Genomic DNA, 19,394 nt, shown 5'->3' with positions numbered 1-19,394 from the left:
CGCTGGTGGTCGATGATGCCCGGTCGGGATGGCCGGTCGGGATCCGTGACCCGTCTGGGCGGACAGGATGCCGATTCCACTCGCCCCCCGCCAGCCGTCCGGACGGTCTTTCCACCGTTGCCGGCCCGCCTGCCGGCATCCGCTCCATGAGCGCAGCGCGTCGGCAGGCTACCGGCACAAGGCCGGCAGATCTCCGGCAGGAGGCCGGAGGGATGCCGGAGGGATGTCGGAGGGATGCCGGAGGGCTTCGGGAGAGAAGTGGGACGGCCCGATTTGCCCCTTTGCAAAGCCCGACCGAACTCCTATATTCGTCCTGCCGGCTTGCCGGCTACGGCGATAAATGGTCAGTGGAATAAGCCTTTCGGACCCGGGGGCGGTACCCGGCGCCTCCACCCAAGCCCATGAAAAACTCTTTGATTTCATGGGCTTTGGCGGGGGCGAAACAGGATCGACGAGGGTGTAAAGACTGCGCTTTCGCTCGGCATGGTACCACCGATATCGGGCCATCCTTATAGTTGCCAACGACAACTATGCTTCGGACGTCGCTCTCGCCGCGTAATGCGGTGCGGGTAGTCCACCAAAGTCCTTCCGGGTAGCACCGGCAGGCGGGGTCCGGAGGCACCTGGCAACAGAAGCCTCCACCTTATCCCTGCGGGGACCGGGACGCGCGGGACGCCAAGCCGCTTTGGGGTCTTTTCTTTTTCGCTCCCACGGGCCAAGGTGCGTTCGGGTTATCCTCGATTGATTCCGCCGGAACACGACCATGGCCGAAGACCTTCTGCGATACGACATCCTCGTCCAGGACGCCCTGCGCGGCGCGGTGAAGAAGATCCTCGCCGAAGTCGCCCGCACCGGTCTGCCCGGCGATCACCATTTCTACATTGCCTTCGACACGACCGCCCCCGGCGTGCGCATCTCGTCGCGCATCAGGGAGCGCTATCCCTCTGAAATGACGATCGTTTTGCAGCACCAGTTCTGGGATCTGGCGATCGGCGAACACGCCTTCGAGGTCGGCCTGTCGTTCGGCGGCGTGCCGGAAAAGCTGCTCATCCCCTTCAGCGCCATCAAGGGTTTCTTCGACCCGTCGGTCCAGTTCGCACTCGAATTCGAGCCCGGCAAGACCGCCGAAGAACTGCCCGAAGACCTGCTCGAGGCGGTCGGCGAACTGGCCGACGTCGAGGCGTCGGCCGCCCGCGACCTTGTCAGGGACGCGGACAAGGCTCCCGCCGCCAACAAGACGCCGCGCAAGTCCAAGCGCGACGCCGCGCCCACCAAGGCGGACGTTGCGAAAGGCGAAAAGGAAGCCACGCCAAAGGCTTCGGAGGCTGGCGGCGAAGTCGTCTCGCTCGACGCGTTCCGCAAGAAGACCTGACGGCAGGGCCAGGAGAGCGGATCATGGGCGCGGATATCGTCAATCTCCGCCAGGCGCGCAAGCAGCGCAACCGCAGGGCCCGGGAGGTCGCTGCGGAGGAAAACCGCCGCCTCCACGGCCGCCCCAAGGCCGATCGCAAGCTCGACGAGGCGCTCGCGGACAAGGCCCGCAAGAGCCTCGACGGCCACAGGCGCGAGGACGATCCATCCCGTTCCTCGACATGAGCCTGGTCAAGCGCTCGCTCACGCTGAAAGGCCACAGAACCAGCCTGGCGTTGGAGCCTGAGTTCTGGCAAGTCCTTGATGAAACTGCACGATCCCGCAAGGCATCGCTCGCCAGCGTCGTCGATGCGATCGATGGCGAGCGCCCGCCCGAGCAGGCCCTGTCCTCGGCCGTGCGCGTCTGGGTCATCCGCACCCTGCGCCGGGCCGCCCGGACCTGAGGGCGCGCAACCGCGCCAGGCCTCATTCGGCCGGAAAGGTCACCACCACGCCGTTCGGCATGGTCACGAACCGCGGCGCCTTGTTCTGCAGTGGCGGTGTACGTACATCCGGCCTTCGCCCACCGGCCTGCTGCGGCGGCGCCGGGCTGCGCAGATCCTGCGGCGGCCCGACCGCCGTCGCGCTCCCATCGGCGGCGGTACCGACCGGCGCGCGCTCGTCCACGACGACACCGGGCTCGAGCGGCGGCAGGGACGACCCATTCTGCGCAGGCTCGAGGCTGCCGGTCTGCTCCTCGATCAACTGGCGGATGCGATCCTCGAACGAGGGCTCGCGCGCCCGCGGTGCGTCTCCGGGAGCCTCTGGCTCCGCCGGAACCGGCGCGGCTCCGGGTTCCTCTCCAGCCGATGGATGGGTGCCGGCGTCCGCCGGGACGGCATCCTGCTGCCCGGGTGCATCCTCCGGCTGGACACCGCCTGGCACAGGTGCCCCGGCGGAGCCGTCGTCTCCGGCAGCATCGCCGGCGTCCTGGGGCTTTCGGGCCTCCTCGGCATCGCGCTGCCGCAAAGCCGCAACCTCGCGCAGGCGCTTGAGCTCACGCACCAGTCGGTCCCGTTCCAGGATTTCCGCCTGCAGCTTCTCGACCCGCTCGACCTCCTGCTCGAAGGCCCGCAAGGTCAGATACGCAGTGAAGGGCGTGATGTCGATGCGCCGCGCGGGCGCGTCGATCGGCCCCGAAAACAGGATCGCCACCTGAGGTTCGGCGCCGGCTACGGTGTCGGTACCCGGATCGACCCGCAGGGACAGATCGCTTTCCAGGGTCCAGTCGTTGAGGTTGATCTGGGCCGATCCGAACAACGCCGCGTCTCGAGAGTCGAGCGTGACATTCCGCGCTCCGAGCCGTCCAGCCACCAGGCTCAACGCTGCGTCCAGGCTTTGGAAGGGCAGCGTACCGACGTCCAGATGGCTGGCGAACACGTCGCGGATCCGGTCGTCCTGAAGCTCGAGTCCGGCGTCAGCGGCCCGGATAACCAGGGCGAACGCCTCCGGGTTGAGACCGCGGATGGCGCCGTCGCGCACGGCAACCGTCCCCCCGCCGGACAGGCCGGACACCATGGCCGAAATCGACCGGCCGGAGGTCTGGAACTCGACGAAGGCATCCATGTCGCCGGTCGCGACCGGCCGGCCGCTCCGCGCCCACGCAAGCTCCTCCAGCCTCGCGCCGGTCAGCTTGATCGTGCCCGACAGGCCGGCTTCGCCTCCCGCCCGGGTCAGCGCCGCCTGGGCTGCCAGGACACCCCCGGCATAGCGGCCGCGCAACGTGTCGAACCGCAGCAGACCCGGTCGCAAACGCACCCGGCCAGTGACGGACTCAAGCCGGGTCGCCTCATCGACGACAAGCTGTCCGGCCTCAAGGTCGATGGTCAGGTCGATCGTTTCCAGCAACGGTGCGCCGAAGGGAGCGACCGGCCATGCCCCCCTGGTATCGCCTGCCGAAGCCCATTGATCTGCGCCGAGAAGGACTTCGGACAGGTCGCGCATATCCAGGGACGAGACCGCCATGGCGCCGTCAAGCCGCCGCGTTCCGGTCGCTGGGGAAATGGCGAGATCGCCGGTCAACGTCCCCGACACGTCGGCCTCCGCGATCCTGCCGGAAAGGTCGGTCATGCGGACCTGCGTCCCCTCCCCCTCGATGTCGAACCGCACGGCAGCACCGATGTCGCCCGACAGGACAGGAAGCACATGCCCACCCAGCAGGGCGAAGGGCGCGAGATCCGCGGCTTCCGCATCGACCGAAGCGCGATAGCGCAAGGGCTTTCCGTCGGGCAGGAAAAGCTCGCCCTCGGCGCCGAGGCGTCCGCCGCCGGCTTCGGCGCTTAGATGCAGGGTCAGTCCGTCGCCGGCACGACCCGTCAGCGTGACCGCAAGGGATCCCGGCCCCAGATCCGCGGCCGGCATCACCTCGAAGCCCAGTTGCCGCAGGATCTGCGCAGCGTCCTCGCCGTCGACCGAAAGTGTCGATCCGATGTCCGCCTCGCGCCAGGCGTCGACACGTCCCGCAAGTTCGGCTTCCCAGGCGAGTGCGACGCCGCCTGCCTCGCCGCTGAGGGTGATCGCGCCCGTGCTGGTATCGCCGGTTGCCGACGCCTGGAAGCGGGCTTCCAGGGTGGCCGGAACGAGATGGTCGGCAGCGCTCGCGAACCGCTTGGCCAGCACGCTGTCGGGATAGGCCGTTTCCAGCAGAGTCGCCACACCCTGGAGGGAGTCCGCGGTCAACGATGCGGTCAACGTTCCCGACGGTGCGGCGAAGGGATCATCGATGGCGCCGCGCGCCGCGATCTGCGCGCCGGCGAAATCCTCGGCCGACAGGTTCTCGATCCGCAATCTTTCCTCAGAAAGCGCCGCCTCCAGCGCTACCTGCCGGCCTTCCACGCCCCGGACCGTCATTTCCCGGGCGAGAATCCGCAAGGAGACGTCCAGGCTCGCCAAATCGAGTCCGAAGGCGCCTGAAGGGTCGCCGAACAGGGCCGAGAACATCTCGATCTGGTCGAGATCCAGGCGATTGGCCTCCAGGCTGAGCTCCGCCACCGAGCGACCGCTGCGATTTTTCTGGTAGGTGACCGAACCGGCCCCCTTCTCCCCGGCAAGATCGAAGTTCATTTCGCTGAACGCGAAACCGTCCGGGACGAGTGTCAGCCGGCCGTCCAGACGCACCGGCGCAACCGCCTGTGCCGCCTTGGCCTCGTGCCGCCACCAAGACAGGAACGCTCCCGGCTGGTCGGAGGACAGGGACACGGTCCCGGTGTAGGTCAGCCCCGGATCAAGGGCGAGATCGCCCTGCGTCGCGATCACCGTCCGTCCAGGAAGGCGCGCCGCCGCGCGTGCGACACGCCAGCCCGCGACCGCCGTCTCGAGGTCGAGGCGAACGCTCTGGACGATGCCGCCGCCGATCACGACCGCCGGGACATCGAACGAAATGACCCCTGGCACCGACGGGATCGCGATCGCCCCGAGGCCGGCGAGCAGCTGCCCCCCGGCCTGTCCGAGCGATACCGGCTCCTGCGGTCCCTTGCCGTAGATGCGGTCCAGATCGATCTGCTTGGCGCTCGCGCGGATCTCGAAGCGCCGCGCTCCGATCAAATCTGCGTGCCCCTGCCCGCTCAGCGTCACAAGCCGGTCTTCCGGTCCGTAGCGGAACTCAAAGGCCGGGAAGGAAAGCCGCGAAATGCCCAGTTCGACCTCGCCTTCGGCACGCCAGGCGATATCGGGCTCCGTAGCCGCCGTCACCGATGCGACGGAGAACCTGCCGGTAAAGGCCGGTGCCCCGGCCTCCTGCGACAGGTTTCCGTCGATCGTCAGTTCCATCGGCGTCGTCGACGGAACGACGTCCGCTTTCACACGGATCTTGCCGTCCGCAAGCCGTTCTCCGGTCGCCACGCGCAGCGAATAGGGTTTCTGAAGATGACTGACGGTACCATCGATCTTGTAGGGACCGTTCAGGGAGCGGGCGCTGATCAGCAGATTGGCCTTTTCCAGCCGGTGCACGGAGCCATCGCGTGCGTCGACGAGCGCGACGATGCCGTCATCGATCTCGATGTGCTCGAACATGACGGTCTTCGGATCGCGACCGGACAAGACGTCGGAGGCGGACCGGGAGGTCAGCCAGTCGAGACGCCCCGCCTCGTCCAGGGAAAGCCTCAGATGCGGCCGTTCCAAGCGCATCTCGGTGACCTGGATTTCCCCTTTCAGCAGGGGCGGCAGTTCGACGCGCATTTCGAAGCGGGATACGACCAGCAGCGGGTCCTCCGCTTCGCCGACGCGAACATCGGTGAAGGTCACTGTGGGCGCCGGAAGAAGGCTGATGTCGGCCTTGCCGAGAACGGTCACCCTGTGCCCGAGCGCCTCCTGCGCATAGCGCTCGAAGGTGGAACGATAGGCTGTCCAGTCGACAAACAAGGGACCGACAAGCGCTGCGACCAGCGCCAGGATGACAGCCACGCCCGCTGAGATATAGACCGAATTCAGCGTCTATCTCCTTTCCGGTCCCGCCCCCTCATGCGCCCGGACTGCATTTGGTTGGCTTTGCCCCCCGGTTTCAAGAGGTTTCTCATGAAGCCGGCACGATCTTGCCCGGGTTCATGATGTTGTCGGGATCCAGCGCCGTCTTGATCGCCCGCATGACCGACAGGGCCTCGCCGTGCTCGCGCTTGAGATATTTCATCTTGCCCTGCCCGACGCCATGTTCTCCGGTGCACGTGCCCTCCATGTCGATCGCGCGCCAGTTCAGCCGTTCGATGAAGGCTTCGGCGGTTGCCTTTTCCTCGGCGTTGTCCGGATCCACCAGGATCGAGACATGGAAATTGCCGTCACCGACATGGCCGACCATCGGAGCGATCAGGCCCGTCGCCTCGATGTCCCGGCGGGTTTCCTCCACGCATTCGGCAAGCCGCGAGATCGGCACGCAGACGTCGGTCGCGACCGCCTTTGACCCCGGACGCAGGCCGAGCACCGCCCAGTAGGCATCGTGCCGGGCCTGCCACAGTTTCGTGCGGTCCTCGGCCTTGTCCGTCCACACGAATTCGCCGCCGCCGCAATCCGCAGCGATGGCACTGAACAGTTCCGATTGTTCCCGCACACCGGCAGTGGTGCCGTGAAACTCCAGGAACAGCGTCGGCGTTTCCTGCAGGTCGAGTTTGGAATAGGCGTTGCAGGCCTTGACCTGGAGCGTGTCGGCAAGTTCCATGCGCGCCACCGGAATGCCGCTCTGGATGGTCAGGATCACCGCGTTGCAGGCGCTTTCCACATCCGGGAACGGACACACGCCGCCCGCGATCGCTTCCGGAATGCCGTGCAGCTTCAGCGTCAGTTCGGTGATGATGCCGAGCGTGCCTTCCGAGCCTACCAGCAGCCGGGTCAGATCGTAGCCGGCCGACGACTTCTTGGCACGCGTGCCGGTATGCACGACCGAGCCATCCGCCATGACCGCGGTCAGCGCCAGGACGTTGTCCTTCATGGTGCCGTAGCGGACCGCATTGGTGCCCGAAGCCCTGGTCGCCGCCATGCCGCCGACGCTGGCATCGGCCCCCGGGTCGATCGGGAAGAACAGGCCCGTGTCGCGCAGGAATTCGTTGAGCTGCTTGCGGGTGATGCCAGGCTGGACGACGCAGTCGAGGTCTTCGGCATGCACCTTGAGCACCCGGTTCATCCGCGACACGTCGATCGAGATGCCTCCGGCCGGCGCGTTGACATGGCCTTCGAGCGACGAACCGGTCCCGAACGGAATGATCGGCACCTTGTGCTGTGCACAGATCCGGACGATCTCGACCACCTCCTCCGTGCTGTCGGCGAAGACCACGCCGTCGGGGGCCTGATTCGGCAGCCAGGTGGTCGTGTGGCCATGCTGTTCGCGGATCGCGCGGGAGCTTGCGAAACGCTCGCCGAACCGCTGGGCCAGGATGCCGACGGCAACCTCGATGCCCGGTTCGTTCCTGGTCAGGTGCATGTGAAGGGCCGCAGGCGACATCGGCAAAATCCCTTTTTCGTCTCGTGGTTCGAGCAGGTTTCATCCCTGCCGGCACCGTAGCAAATCCCTACGCCGCGCCAAAGGCTTCTCATTCGCCCGGCCTGATGCAAAGATTGCCGACGACCGTGTCGAGACCGTCAAAGGAGCAGCCGGAACATGCGTCAGGAACCGTACGAGGCGCCCTTCCGCAGCACGGTCATGACCGTGAAACCGGATTGGATCGACTACAACGGCCACCTCAACATGGCCTATTACAACGTCCTGTTCGACACCGCCGTCGATCAGGCCTTCCTGGCGATCGGGCTCGGTCCGGACTATGTCAGGACCCGCGGCGCGTCCTATTTCACCGCCGAGGCGCACGTCTGCTACCTGCGCGAACTGCATGAGGGCGACCCTGTGGTGGCGAGCGTCCAGGTGCTCGACTGGGACGACAAGCGGCTGCATGTGTTCCAGGAACTGTGCCACGCCGACGACGGCTTCCTGTCGGCCACCTCCGAGCAGTTGCTGCTGCATGTCGACATGACAGCGCGAAAGGTCGCGCCCTGGCCCGACGACATCCGTGCGGCGCTGGCGGCGATGGCCGCCCATCACGCCGTTCTCGACCGACCCCGGCGGGCCGGGCGCAGCATCGGCATCGCGCGCAAGGCGTGACGGCACCGCCTGGACCTCTATTTCCCTTGGAGAACCCCGAATTGGCGCCCGGCGGCTCTTCGATGGCCGGCCATTCCGTGCGTTAGTGACTGGGATTCCCTGCCTGAAGTTCCAACCGCCGACGACTGCCGATGCGCATCATCCTCGCCACCGCCCTCCAGTTGCCGAAGATCGTGAAAAGCTGGATCGCGCCGAACCTGAAGATGTTCGCCGCCGCCCGCCTGCCGGTCGTCTGGGCACTGTCCCTTGTCATTGGCTTGCTCGTCGCCGTTGCTGCGGTTGCGTTTCGAACCGCCATCGGTCTCGTCCAATTGCCGTGGCTCGGCACCATGTCGGAGCAGGTGGCAAGCGCGGCAGGCGCAATCCCGTGGTGGGTCATTCTGCTGGCGCCTGCGACCGGCGGCCTGATCGTCGGCCTGATGCTGGAAAAGCTCCAGGCCAAGCAGCGCGTCGGCGGCGTTGCCGACGTCATCGAGGCGCGCGCCCAGGGCGGTCGCGGACTGCCGTTCTGGCCCGGCATGTCGTCGGCGGCGATCACCGTCCTGTCGCTCGGCAGCGGCGCAAGCGCCGGCCGAGAAGGCCCCATGGTGCATCTCGGCGCGACCATCGGCGCCGCGCTGTGCCAGACTTTCCGGCTGCCCGACTCGGCCCGCCGGACGCTGCTCGCATGCGGCGTCGCCAGCGCCGTGTCGGCCTCCTTCAACGCGCCTATCGCCGGCGCCCTGTTCGCCCACGAGGTCGTCCTCGGCCACTATGCCCTGTCCGCCTTCGTGCCGATCGTGATCGCCTCGGCGGCCGGCACGCTGCTGTCGCGGCTGTGGTTCGGCGACACCGCCGCCTTCATCATCCCGGACTACCAGATCACCTCCTATTGGGAGTTCCCGGCCTTCGCCCTGCTCGGCATCACCTGTGCGGCCGTTGCCATCCTGTTCCAGTTCGCCCTGATCGGATCGGACTGGATCGCGCGCAACATCTCCATGCCGCTGTGGTTCCGTCCGGTCCTCGGCGGGCTCGCCGTCGGCGCCATCGGCATCGCTTTCCCGGAAGTGCTCGGCGTCGGCTACGAGGCGACCGACGCGGCGCTCAAACAGCAGCTGTCGATCTCCATCATGCTGGCCCTGCTCGTCGCCAAGACACTCGCCACGGCCATCACGCTCGCCTCCCGCTTCGGCGGCGGCATCTTCTCGCCGTCCGTCTACCTTGGCGCCATGACCGGCGGCGCCTTCGGCCTGATCGCCGCCTCGGCCTTCCCCGACATGGCCTCCAGCCACGGCCTCTATGCCATCCTGGGCATGGGGGCGGTGACAGCGGCGGTGATCGGAGCTCCGATTTCGACGACGATGATCGTGTTCGAACTGACCGGCGGCTACGCGCTGTCGATCGCCCTGCTCCTGTGCGTGTCGATCGCCACCGGCATCACCCAGGCGATCCATGGCCGTTCGTTCTTCCACTGGCAGCTGGAGATGCGTGGCGTGGTCCTGCAGGACGGCGCGCACCGCTACCTGATCCGCACCGTCCACGTCGAGGATTTCATGCAGCGGCTGGACATGCCGGAGGCGCTAGAAGTCCCTGAGCCCGGCCACAAGCCGGTCGTGCTCTACACCACGGACACGCTCGAGACGGCGCTGCGAACCTTCGACGAGAGCGGAGCGACGCGCCTGCCCGTCGTCCTGCGCGCGGATCCGGCGCGCGTCGTCGGCCATGCCCATCATGTTCGTGCCCTGAGCTACTTCAACTCCGCGCTGATCAAGGCTGCGGAAGAGGAGCACCGCTGAACCGACCGTCATTGCCAGCGGCGCGGCGGATCGAGCGGCCTCACCTTGCCGACACCGGGCTGACCCGTCGGCCGGCCGGTGCGCATCTTCCAGGCGTTGATGGCATCGTGGATCTCCGCCTGCCGCCAGCGCAGTCCGGGCAGGGAGAAGGGATCCAGTCCCGGCCAGGGAAGGAACGGGTTGCGCCGCAAGGAGCCGTAAATGCCAAGCCGGATCGTCGGCCTGGTGCTCACGCCACGGGCATGAAAGCCGTGGGTGTCTGCGACCACCAGCGTGTTGGCCGGGACGGCAACCTTGACCGGCTCCCGGTACCCGAGATCGGCCAGTTCCTCGTCGGAAATGCGGAACGAGCCGAGCGCATGCATCGATCGTCCCTCCGTCGAGGCCGCAATCGCCTTGGCGCGCTCCCAGGCCAGCCGCTGCGGCGTCATGCGGTGGGATCCGGGCACATAGGTGAAGGGTCCGCCGTCCTCGGCGACATCCGTCAGGAAGTACCAGCACTTGGATGTCGGCTGGAACGTGTCGGAGTGGAACACCGTCTGCGGATCACGCTCGCCGCGGTCGGGTTCGGCAAAAACCGTGTGCAGGAAGGTGATTGGATCGGCGTTCCAGGAACCGACGTAGCGCAGCAGGCCCTGGAACAGAGGGCCGGTGACCAGCGCGCCGAACTCCGGCAGGTCGCGCAGCATCTTCCGGGTGATCGGGGTGAAGCGCGTTACCGTATGGCCCTGAAGCATCTCCTGAGCAGAGAACTCGTTATCCTCGACCTCGTGCTTCAGCCGCTCGAAGTCCTCGGGCGGCAGGACGTCGCGGACGATCACATAGCCGTCGCGCGCATAGGCTTCGGCATGCTCGGCGGAAACCATGCGCTTGAGGAGGCTGCGGCGGAAGTCGGCCATCCGCTCGGCCAGCAGCAGCCGTTTCTCATGCAGCCCGTGCTCGTTCAGCCAGCGGCTGCCGATGATCGGGTTGTCCACGAACGACTTCGCTCCGGTGGCCAGTTCGAAAGCCCAGAGCGGCGATTTCAGAAAATCCATTGCGCGCATGGCCGAGACCCCATCGATGTGCGTGCCCGCAATTAATCATCATGGGGAGCACCGGGCAAGACGGCCCAGCGATGTCAGATCGGTTGCGTTGCGACCTCGAGCCAGCGACCTGCCTCCTCGTCGAGGAGCGGTCCGACGGTGGTCAACACCCGCCGGTGATAGGCATTCAGCCAGGCGCGCTCTTCCCCGGTCAGCAAGCTGGCGTCGACCAGCCGCGTGTCGATCGGCGCGAGCGTCAGGGTCTCGAAGCCGAGCATCGGGCGTTCGCCGCCGTCGACCTCGAAGGGGCCGGTCACAACCTCCAGGTTCTCGATGCGGATGCCGTAGCGTCCGGCCGGATAGTAGCCGGGCTCGTTGGACAGGATCATCCCCGGCTTGAGCGGGACGGTGCCAGTCTTGGCGATCCGCTGCGGCCCTTCGTGCACCGACAGGTAGACGCCGACGCCGTGACCGGTGCCGTGATCGAAGTCCAAGCCGGCCTTCCATAACGCGATCCGCGCCAGCGTGTCGAGTTGGGCACCGGTCGTCCCGACGGGGAAACGCGCCGTCGCGATGGCGATATGCCCCTTGAGCACCAGGGTGAAATGGCGCTTCATCTCGTCGCTCATCGGCCCGACAGCGAGGGTCCGGGTGATGTCCGTGGTCCCATCCTCATATTGTCCGCCCGAATCGATCAGGAACGGCCTGCCGACCGGGATCTTCCGGTTGCTCTGCCGGTTGACCCGGTAGTGGCAGATGGCGCCGTTCGGCCCCGCGCCCGAGATCGTGTCGAACGAGATGTCCTTGAGCGCGCCGGTCTCGAGCCTGAATCTTTCGAGTGCCTGTGCGGCGCCGATCTCGTCGAGGTCTCCGGCCGGGGCCGTCAGGTCGAACCAGTGCAGGAAGCGGACATAGGCGACCGCATCGCGCAGATGCGCCGCGCGGGCACCGGCGATCTCCACCTCGTTCTTGACCGCCTTGGGCAGCAGGACGGGGTCCGCCCCCTCGACCACACGCCCGCCGCCGGCAACGATCTGATCCGCAATCGCCTGGCCGGCGAGGTCCGGATCGATCAGCACCGCGCTTCCCTGGCTGCCGAGATCCTTCAGGGCCGGCAGGAAGCCGGCCGGCTCTCCGATCTCGGCGAGGTTCGACAAAGTGTCGCGGACGGAGTTCGAAAGCTTCCGGCCGTCAATGAACAGCGCAGGCTTGCGGTCGCGGCGAACAATCGCAAAGGACAGCGGCAGCGGCGTATGACTGACGTCCGAGCCGCGGATGTTGAACAGCCAGGCAATCGAATCGGGCTGGGTCAGCACTGCGGCATCGGCCGAGGACTCGGTCACGGCGGCAGAGATCCGAGCGATCTTGTCGGCCGCCGCTTCCCCGGCCAAGCTGATCGGATACAGGCTGACGGCGCCCACGGGCGGCGCCGGCCGATCCAGCCACGCGGCATCGACGGGGTTGTCCGCAACCGCCACCAGGTCCGCTCCGGCCTTTTCGCACGCCGCTTTCAGGCGCCGGACGCCGTTCACGGTATGAAGCATCGGATCGTAGCCGAGCCTCATGCCCTGCTCGAGATGCATGGCCAACCAGGTCGTCGGCGGCTCGTCGATCAGATGCTGCGGCTCGAAGACATCCGTGTCGACCTGCTCGCGCACCTGCAGCGTGTAGCGGCCGTCGACGAAGATCGCCGCCCGGTCGGCCAGGACGATCGCGATGCCGGCCGATCCGCCGAAACCGGTCAGCCAGTGCAGTCTGCTGTCGCAGGGCGGCACGTATTCGCCCTGGTGGGCATCCGCGCGCGGAACGAGAAAACCGTCTAGGCCGCGTCGGGACAATTCGGCACGCAATGCCGCAATTCGCGGCGCGCCGCAGGCCGGATCGGTGATGTCGTCGAAGGTCTGGAACATCGCTCGAAGCTAGTCCGGACGACTGGAACGATCAACGGTCATTCGGATCTGCGCCCAGGAAAACATCGTGAATATTCCGTTTCACACCGCATTGCAGCAATGATATTTCGCACATGCAAAAAACGCAGGACAGGCATGCACATAGAGGTCTTTTCCGATCGCCGCAGCGGCAACATATTCGGGACGACAACGAAGGGGTGAACCCCCTGCCAACCTTCCAAAACGGAGATCCGAGATGGCTATCTCTACCATGACGTCGACCGGCCTCGTCGCCGAAACCGGCCGTCCCTCTGGCGGCTTCTTCCGCCGCGCCTTCGAGCACATGGTCTCGGCTCGCGAGAAGCAGGCCCGCCGCTACGTGAACGGTTATCTGCTGTCCCTCGACGACGCGACGCTCGCCTCCTACGGCTACGACCGCGCCGAACTCGAGCGCCAGGGCTCTGCCGGCAGCCAGTTCTGAGCCTTTCCAAGCAGAAGATCCGCGGCGGCTATAGCCGCCGCTGGCCCCTCTTTCGGCCTGACAGGTCCGCTGCCCAAGAGCGACCTCAGATCAGGCCCCGCCCGCTCCCTTGACCAGCGTGAGCGTCAGCCAGCCATCCTTTTCCCATCGGCGCACGAGCCGGAACCCCTGCGTTCCATAGGCGAAGACGATGCGCGGCCCGTCCTCGACCCTCAATCCTGACAGCACCAGCGTGGCTTGAGGCGTCATCCGGCGTGCGATCGCCTTGGCCATCTGCATCAACGGCCGGGCGAGAATGTTGGCGATGACCAGATCGAACGGCCCGAGTTCCGCGAACAGGCGGTGATCGACCCCGGGCACGGTGAAGGTCCGTACCAGCGTCGAAACGCCGTTCAGCCTCGCATTTTCGCGTGCCGTGCGCGTCGCAACCGGATCGATGTCGGTCGCGAAGACCCGCTGCCGCGCCAGTTTGGCGGCCGCAATGGCGAGCACGCCAGTCCCCGTGCCCAGGTCTAGAATGTTCGCATAGCGCCGGCGCGCCAGCAGCCGGTCGATCTCGCGCAGGCAGCCTTCCGTCGTGCCGTGATGCCCGGTCCCGAACGCCAGCGCCGCCTCGATCTCGATGCCGATGGCGCCGCCTGGTACCTTGTCGCGGTCGTGGCCGCCGTGCACGACGAACCGGCCGGCCGCGACCGGCGCCAGCCCCTCCAGGCTCTTTTCCACCCAGTTTATGTCGGCGAGGACCTCCGCCTCGACCGGCGCGGCGAACGCGTCGGCGCCGAGGCGGTTCTTCAGTTCGGCCACTGCGGCGTCCAGTTCCAGGCCGAAGAACAGGATCTCGACGGCCCAGATCAGGCCGTCATGGGATGCCTCGTAGACCGTCACCGGATTGCCCTCATCCTCGAACGCCGCCTCGGCGATGGCATAAATCCTTTTCGCTTCAAGCTCTTCGGCGGTGACGCGGACTCTGACCGTGTGCATAGGATCCTCTGATCTGCAGGATAGTCCCGGCGCCGTATAGCCGGCCAGCCCGGGCGGCGCCAGCCCCTTAGAAGCTGCCGGAAACCCGCCGGAGACGTGCCGGAAACCTGCCGGAAACTGCCGGCCGTCAGTGCCGCTCGACGAAGCTGTCGAGCACGCGCTTGCGGCCGGCCTTCTCGAAATCGATGGTCAGCTTGTTGCCCTCGATCGAGGCGATGGCGCCGTAGCCGAACTTCAGATGGAACACCCGCTCGCCGACCGCATAGTCGGAGACCCCGTCACCGACCGAGCGGGCGACCAGTTCGCCCTCGATGGTCAGCGGTCCCTGCTGGCGCGCGCGCGCCGAGCGCATGTCGGCGCGCGCAAAGCCTCCGGCCTCGGCAAAACCGCCCTGGGCCGCCCTGGCGCGCTGAGCGCGCTGCCACCCGGGCGTCGAATAGGATCCGGACTGGAACGGGTCGCGCGCATCGAAGCGCGACGCGCCATAACCGCCGCCGCCGTAACCGCCGTAGCGGGTCGACGGCTCGACGACCTCGACATGGGCCTCGGGCAGTTCGTCCAGGAAGCGCGAGGGGATCGACGACTGCCACAGGCCGTGGATGCGCCGGTTGGAGGCGAACCAGATCTTCGCCCGCTTGCGCGCGCGGGTGATGCCGACATAGGCGAGCCGGCGCTCCTCCTCCAGCCCCGCCCGGCCGCTCTCGTCGAGCGCCCGTTGGTGCGGGAACAGGCCTTCCTCCCAGCCGGGCAGGAACACGGTGTCGAATTCCAGCCCCTTGGCCGAATGCAGCGTCATGATCGACACCGCCTCGCCCGCCTCGGCGTTGTCGCGGTCCATGACCAGGGCGATGTGCTCCAGGAAGCCGGCCAGGGACTCGAACTCCTCCATCGAGCGGACGAGTTCCTTCAGGTTGTCGAGCCGGCCCGGCGCCTCGGCCGAGCGGTCGGCACGCCACATCTCGGTGTAGCCGCTCTCGTCGAGCACGATCTCGGCGAGCTCGGTATGCTTCATGGCCCCGAGCTGGGCGCGCCAGCGCTCGAAGGCGGCGAGCAAGTCGGCCAGCGCCTTGCGCGCCTTGGGCTTGATTTCCTCGGTCAGGCACAGCTGCGCCGCCGCCTGCATCAGCGGAATGCGTTCGGCGCGTGCCAGTTCGTGGACGATCTTCAGCGTCGCCTCGCCGAGCCCGCGCTTGGGCGTGTTGACGATGCGCTCGAAGGCCAGGTCGTCGGCCGGCTGCGCAATGCAGCGGAAATAGGCCATGGCGTCGCGGATCTCCATGCGCTCGTAGAAGCGCGGGCCGCCGATGACCCGGTAGTTGAGCCCGAGCGTGACGAAACGGTCCTCGAACTCGCGCATCTGGAACGACGCGCGCACCAGGATGGCGATCTGGTCGAGCGAATGCCCCCTGGCCTGCAGCGCCTCGATCTCGTCGCCGATCGAGCGCGCCTCCTCTTCCGAATCCCAGGCCGAGGCGACGCAGACCGGTTCGGCCTCCGGATCGGCGTCGTCGGTGAACAGGGTCTTGCCGAGCCGGCCCTCGTTGTGGGCGATCAGATGCGAGGCGGCGGCGAGGATGTGGCTGGTCGAGCGGTAGTTGCGCTCCAGCCGGATCACCGTGGCGCCGGCAAAGTCGTGCTCGAAGCGCAGGATGTTGTCGACCTCCGCGCCGCGCCAGCCGTAGATCGACTGGTCGTCGTCGCCGACGCAGCAGATGTTGGGATTGCCCTGCGCAAGCAGCCTGAGCCACAGGTACTGGGCGATGTTGGTGTCCTGGTACTCGTCGACCAGCATGAAGCGGAAGCGCCGCTGGTAGTCGGCGAGCACATCCGGATGGGTCTTGAACAGGGTGATGACGTGCAGCAGCAGGTCGCCGAAGTCGGCGGCGTTGAGCACCGACAGACGGTCCTGGTACTCGGCATAGAGCTTGCGCCCCTTGCCGTTGCCGAAGGCGCGCGCCTCGCCCTCGGGCACGTCCTTGGGCGTCAGCGCGCGGTTCTTCCAGCCGTCGACGAGGCTGGCGAAGGCGCGCGCGGTCCAGCGCTTGTCGTCGAGCCCCTCGGCCTGGATCACCTGCTTCATCAGCCGCAGCTGGTCGTCGGTGTCGAGGATCGAGAAGCCGGAGCTCAGACCCACCAGTTCGGCATGCCGGCGCAGAATCTTGACGCAGATCGAATGGAACGTGCCGAGCCAGGCCATGCCATCAACATTACCGCCGATCAGGTGGCCGATGCGCTCGCGCATCTCGCGCGCCGCCTTGTTGGTGAAGGTGACGGCGAGGATCTGGGACGGCCAGGCGCGGCCGCTGGACAGGATGTGGGCGATGCGCGTGGTCAGCACCCGCGTCTTGCCGGTGCCGGCACCGGCGAGCACCAGGACGGGTCCGTCGATGGTCTCGACCGCCTGGCGCTGCTCCGGGTTGAGGCCGGCGAGATAGTCGGGCCCGCGCCGGGCAGCGAGCGCCCGCGCGGCGATGCCCCCGCCCGCCCGCGCGGGCGCGGCCGGCGCCGCGTCGTAGCCGGCGTCGATGGCGCTCCAGTCGTCGGAATAGCCGGAAGGCTCGGTCATGCTGCTCTTTCGCGAATCTCGGGTCGATCGAGAACAATATAGCAACGAACACGGCAAGTGCGAGGCTTCGGGGACGAGTTAGGCGGGGAAAGGCCTGCACCGGGATGACAAGGCGGTGTGGGCTTGCACCGCCTCACCCGCCGACCAGGTCGAACCAGTCGTCCTCGGTGATGACCTCGATGTCGAGCTCCTGGGCGGTCTTGAGCTTGGAGCCGGCGCCCGGTCCGGCGACGACGAGGCTGGTCTTCTTCGACACCGAGCCGGCGACCTTGGCGCCGAGCCGTTCGGCCATGGCCTTGGCCTCGTCGCGGGTCATGCGTTCGAGCGCGCCGGTGAAGACGACGGTCTTGCCGGCGACCGGCGACCCTTCGGCGGCGACCTTTTCCGCGTCGAGCGGCGTGACCTCGGCCAGGAGGGCGTCGAGGGCCTCGCGGTTGTGCGGCTCGGCGAAGAACTGCACAACCGCCTCCGCGACGACCTCGCCGACGCCATCGATGGCGTTGAGCTCGGCCCAGGCGTCCGAACCGTGGTCGGCGGCCGCCCGCATCGCCGCGGCGAAGGCGTCCCAGGAGCCGTAGGCGCGCGCCAGCAGTTTCGCGTTGCCCTCGCCGACATGGCGGATGCCGAGCGCGAAGATGAAGCGGTTGAGGTCGACCCGCCGGCGCGCGTCGATGGCGGCGAACAGGTTGCGCGCGCTGGTCTCGCCCCAGCCGTCGCGGTTCTTCAGCTTGCGGATCGGCGAGGCGGCGTCGCGCGCCTCGAGCGTGAAGATGTCGGCCGGGGTTCGGATGCCGCCCTCCTCCGGCGGCAGGTCGTAGAAGAACTCGACCTGCTTGTCGCCGAGGCCCTCGATGTCGAAGGCGTTGCGCGACACGAAGTGCTTCAGCTTCTCCTTGGCCTGGGCAGCGCAGACGAGGCCGCCGGTGCAGCGGCGCACCGCATCGGGCCGGCCAGTCTTGGCGTTGATCTCGCGCACCGCGTGGCTGCCGCACACCGGGCAGACGGTCGGGAACGCGAAGGGGACCGCATCCGCCGGCCGCTTGGCGAGGTCGACGTCGATCACCTGGGGGATGACGTCGCCGGCGCGCTGGATCTGCACCGTGTCGCCGATCCTGAGGTCCTTGCCGCCGCGGATCGGCTCGCCGTCCTGGCCGATACCCCTGATGTAGTCCTCGTTGTGCAGGGTGGCGTTGGAGACGACGACGCCGCCGACGGTGACCGGCTCCAGCTTGGCAACCGGCGTCAGGGCGCCCGTGCGCCCGACCTGGATCTCGATGTCCCTGAGGATGGTGAAGGCCTTCTCGGCGGGAAACTTGTGGGCGATCGCCCAGCGAGGGCTGCGCGAGACGAAGCCGAGCCGGGCCTGCAGGTCGAGCCGGTCGACCTTGTAGACGACGCCGTCGATGTCGTAGCCGAGTGTCGCCCGCTCCTCCTCGATGGCGTGATAGACGTCGATCAGTTCCTCCACGCTCCGGCACAGGACCATGCGCGGATTGACCGGAAAGCCCCACGCGCCGATCAGCGACACCATCTCCATCTGCGTCGCGCGCGGCACCTCGCTCATCTCGCCCCAGGCATAGGCAAAGAACTTCAACGGCCGCGCGGCGGTGATGTCGGGATTGAGCTGGCGCAGGCTACCGGCAGCCGCGTTGCGCGGATTGGCGAACACCTTGCCGCCGTTGGCGGCCATGCGCGCGTTCAGCGCGGCGAAATCGGCATGCGCCATGTAGACCTCGCCGCGCACCTCGACCACCTCCGGCACGCCGGCGGGAAGCCTGTGGGGGATGTCGGCGATCGTGCGGGCGTTGGCGGTGACGTTCTCGCCGACGGTGCCGTCGCCACGGGTCGCCGCCGAGACCAGCCGGCCGCCCTCGTAGCGCAGCGACAGCGACAGCCCGTCGATCTTCGGTTCGGCGGTGACGCCGAGCGCGCCCATGAGCGGATCGAGCCTCAGGAAGCGGCGCACACGGGCGACGAAGTCACGCACGTCGTCGTCGGAAAAGGCATTGTCCAGCGACAGCATCGGAATCGCGTGGGTAACCTTGCCGAAGCCCTCGCTGGGGGCGGCGCCGATGCGGGCCGACGGGCTGTCCTCGCGCACCAGATCGGGAAAGCGCTCCTCGATCGCCGCGTTGCGCCGGCGCAGGGCGTCGTATTCGGCGTCGGACACGGTCGGCGCGTCTTCGGCGAAATAGCGCTGGTCGTGGGCCGCGATCTCGGCGGCGAGACGGGCGAGTTCGGCCTCGGCCTCCTGGCGGGACAGGCTCTCGACGGCGGCAGCGGCGCTTTTCTCGTTCATGGACCTTGCACGGGGCTCGTGACGGGACAAAAGGCGCCGGCCGGCGCCTCGTCGGCGAGGTAGCGGAACCCGGCCCCCTTCTCAAGAGTTAGCCGTCCGATAGCCGGATTTGGCCACAGCATGAAGGAGACCACAATGGCAATTCACGAGCGCGGCACGACCGTGCTGAGCAACGGCACCGGCGCCGGCTGGTTCATCGCCGGCGCCCTGATCGTCGCCCTGATCGGCGGCGCGCTGGTCCTCGCCCTCGACGTCTTCGAGCGGGGCGACACCCTGTCGATCGAGCTGGAGATGCCCAGGGTGGACGTTCCGAAGGTCGAGCTGCCCGAGGTCGACGTCCCGACCCTCGACGTCCCGCCCGCCGACCTCCGGGATTGACCGGACGAGACCC

General features: G+C 67.4%; 14 protein-coding genes and 1 other RNA gene. 8 read left to right on the top strand and 7 right to left on the bottom strand.

What is annotated here, in order from left to right; genetic code table 11:
• Window positions 1–276 precede the first annotated feature (276 nt).
• From ssrA to SL003B_RS06925, 4 genes are all read left to right on the top strand, one after another.
• Window positions 277–643, top strand: a transfer-messenger RNA (tmRNA) gene (ssrA, locus tag SL003B_RS22710).
• 120 nt (window positions 644–763) lie between these two features.
• Window positions 764–1,372 carry an SspB family protein gene (locus SL003B_RS06935; protein ID WP_013652114.1) on the top strand — a complete coding sequence of 203 codons (609 nt, stop codon included), beginning with the start codon at window positions 764–766 and terminating at the stop codon, window positions 1,370–1,372.
• 23 nt (window positions 1,373–1,395) lie between these two features.
• Window positions 1,396–1,596: a DUF4169 family protein gene (locus SL003B_RS06930; RefSeq protein ID WP_041375417.1), complete on the top strand. Its 201-nt coding sequence runs from the start codon at window positions 1,396–1,398 to the stop codon at window positions 1,594–1,596.
• Window positions 1,593–1,814: a ribbon-helix-helix domain-containing protein gene (locus SL003B_RS06925; protein ID WP_013652113.1), complete on the top strand. Its 222-nt coding sequence runs from the start codon at window positions 1,593–1,595 to the stop codon at window positions 1,812–1,814. The genes SL003B_RS06930 and SL003B_RS06925 overlap by 4 nt, the downstream gene beginning before the upstream one ends.
• 22 nt (window positions 1,815–1,836) lie before the next feature.
• Here the strand turns inward: SL003B_RS06925 and SL003B_RS06920 are convergent, their stop codons facing one another.
• A complete protein-coding gene (locus SL003B_RS06920) occupies window positions 1,837–5,811 on the bottom strand; it encodes an AsmA family protein (protein WP_013652112.1) in 3,975 nt (1,324 codons plus the stop codon).
• 109 nt (window positions 5,812–5,920) lie between these two features.
• Window positions 5,921–7,336, bottom strand: coding sequence for an FAD-binding oxidoreductase (locus SL003B_RS06915; RefSeq protein WP_041375416.1), 1,416 nt, complete (start codon window positions 7,334–7,336; stop codon window positions 5,921–5,923).
• A 156-nt stretch (window positions 7,337–7,492) separates the two neighbouring features.
• Between SL003B_RS06915 and SL003B_RS06910 the strand changes: the two genes are divergently transcribed.
• Together SL003B_RS06910 and SL003B_RS06905 are read left to right on the top strand one after the other, a co-directional pair.
• Window positions 7,493–7,987 (top strand): thioesterase family protein, encoded by a 495-nt coding sequence (locus SL003B_RS06910; protein ID WP_013652110.1) that lies wholly within the window; start codon window positions 7,493–7,495, stop codon window positions 7,985–7,987.
• A gap of 131 nt (window positions 7,988–8,118) precedes the next feature.
• Window positions 8,119–9,762 (top strand): chloride channel protein, encoded by a 1,644-nt coding sequence (locus SL003B_RS06905; protein WP_013652109.1) that lies wholly within the window; start codon window positions 8,119–8,121, stop codon window positions 9,760–9,762.
• 8 nt (window positions 9,763–9,770) lie between these two features.
• Here the strand turns inward: SL003B_RS06905 and SL003B_RS06900 are convergent, their stop codons facing one another.
• Both SL003B_RS06900 and SL003B_RS06895 read right to left on the bottom strand, forming a co-directional pair.
• Complete coding sequence (locus SL003B_RS06900; protein ID WP_242390341.1) at window positions 9,771–10,799, bottom strand: phytanoyl-CoA dioxygenase family protein; 1,029 nt, start codon at window positions 10,797–10,799, stop codon at window positions 9,771–9,773.
• A gap of 83 nt (window positions 10,800–10,882) precedes the next feature.
• Window positions 10,883–12,697, bottom strand: a complete 1,815-nt coding sequence (locus SL003B_RS06895) for an aminopeptidase P family protein (RefSeq protein WP_013652107.1) — start codon at window positions 12,695–12,697, stop codon at window positions 10,883–10,885.
• Window positions 12,698–12,932: 235 nt separating this feature from the next.
• On the opposite strand from SL003B_RS06895, the gene SL003B_RS06890 reads away from it, so the two are divergent.
• Entirely contained in the window at window positions 12,933–13,157 is a 225-nt protein-coding gene (locus SL003B_RS06890; protein ID WP_013652106.1) for a hypothetical protein, read from the top strand.
• 90 nt (window positions 13,158–13,247) lie between these two features.
• On the opposite strand, the gene SL003B_RS06885 is transcribed toward SL003B_RS06890, so the two are convergent.
• From SL003B_RS06885 to ligA, 3 genes are all read right to left on the bottom strand, one after another.
• Window positions 13,248–14,138, bottom strand: coding sequence for a 50S ribosomal protein L11 methyltransferase (locus SL003B_RS06885; RefSeq protein ID WP_013652105.1), 891 nt, complete (start codon window positions 14,136–14,138; stop codon window positions 13,248–13,250).
• A gap of 127 nt (window positions 14,139–14,265) precedes the next feature.
• Window positions 14,266–16,704, bottom strand: a complete 2,439-nt coding sequence (locus SL003B_RS06880; protein WP_013652104.1) for an ATP-dependent helicase — start codon at window positions 16,702–16,704, stop codon at window positions 14,266–14,268.
• A gap of 133 nt (window positions 16,705–16,837) precedes the next feature.
• On the bottom strand, window positions 16,838–19,003 hold the full coding sequence (gene ligA, locus SL003B_RS06875; RefSeq protein ID WP_013652103.1) for an NAD-dependent DNA ligase LigA: 2,166 nt from the start codon (window positions 19,001–19,003) through the stop codon (window positions 16,838–16,840).
• Window positions 19,004–19,138: 135 nt separating this feature from the next.
• On the opposite strand from ligA, the gene SL003B_RS06870 reads away from it, so the two are divergent.
• Entirely contained in the window at window positions 19,139–19,381 is a 243-nt protein-coding gene (locus tag SL003B_RS06870; protein WP_013652102.1) for a hypothetical protein, read from the top strand.
• Window positions 19,382–19,394: the final 13 nt, after the last annotated feature.

Source organism: Polymorphum gilvum SL003B-26A1 (assembly GCF_000192745.1).
GTDB classification, from domain to species: domain Bacteria; phylum Pseudomonadota; class Alphaproteobacteria; order Rhizobiales; family Stappiaceae; genus Polymorphum; species Polymorphum gilvum.
The sequence above is the reverse complement of the archived record's forward strand: the minus strand, read 5'-3'. Positions and strand labels throughout refer to the sequence as shown.

Coding starts and splice junctions, on each gene's coding strand:
- SL003B_RS06935 (WP_013652114.1), top strand. CDS start 764: ATGGCCGAAGACCTTCTGCGATACGACATCCTCGTCCAGGACGCCCTG.
- SL003B_RS06930 (WP_041375417.1), top strand. CDS start 1,396: ATGGGCGCGGATATCGTCAATCTCCGCCAGGCGCGCAAGCAGCGCAAC.
- SL003B_RS06925 (WP_013652113.1), top strand. CDS start 1,593: ATGAGCCTGGTCAAGCGCTCGCTCACGCTGAAAGGCCACAGAACCAGC.
- SL003B_RS06915 (WP_041375416.1), bottom strand. CDS start 7,336: ATGTCGCCTGCGGCCCTTCACATGCACCTGACCAGGAACGAACCGGGC.
- SL003B_RS06910 (WP_013652110.1), top strand. CDS start 7,493: ATGCGTCAGGAACCGTACGAGGCGCCCTTCCGCAGCACGGTCATGACC.
- SL003B_RS06905 (WP_013652109.1), top strand. CDS start 8,119: ATGCGCATCATCCTCGCCACCGCCCTCCAGTTGCCGAAGATCGTGAAA.
- SL003B_RS06900 (WP_242390341.1), bottom strand. CDS start 10,799: ATGGATTTTCTGAAATCGCCGCTCTGGGCTTTCGAACTGGCCACCGGA.
- SL003B_RS06895 (WP_013652107.1), bottom strand. CDS start 12,697: ATGTTCCAGACCTTCGACGACATCACCGATCCGGCCTGCGGCGCGCCG.
- SL003B_RS06890 (WP_013652106.1), top strand. CDS start 12,933: ATGGCTATCTCTACCATGACGTCGACCGGCCTCGTCGCCGAAACCGGC.
- SL003B_RS06885 (WP_013652105.1), bottom strand. CDS start 14,138: ATGCACACGGTCAGAGTCCGCGTCACCGCCGAAGAGCTTGAAGCGAAA.
- SL003B_RS06880 (WP_013652104.1), bottom strand. CDS start 16,704: ATGACCGAGCCTTCCGGCTATTCCGACGACTGGAGCGCCATCGACGCC.
- ligA (WP_013652103.1), bottom strand. CDS start 19,003: ATGAACGAGAAAAGCGCCGCTGCCGCCGTCGAGAGCCTGTCCCGCCAG.
- SL003B_RS06870 (WP_013652102.1), top strand. CDS start 19,139: ATGGCAATTCACGAGCGCGGCACGACCGTGCTGAGCAACGGCACCGGC.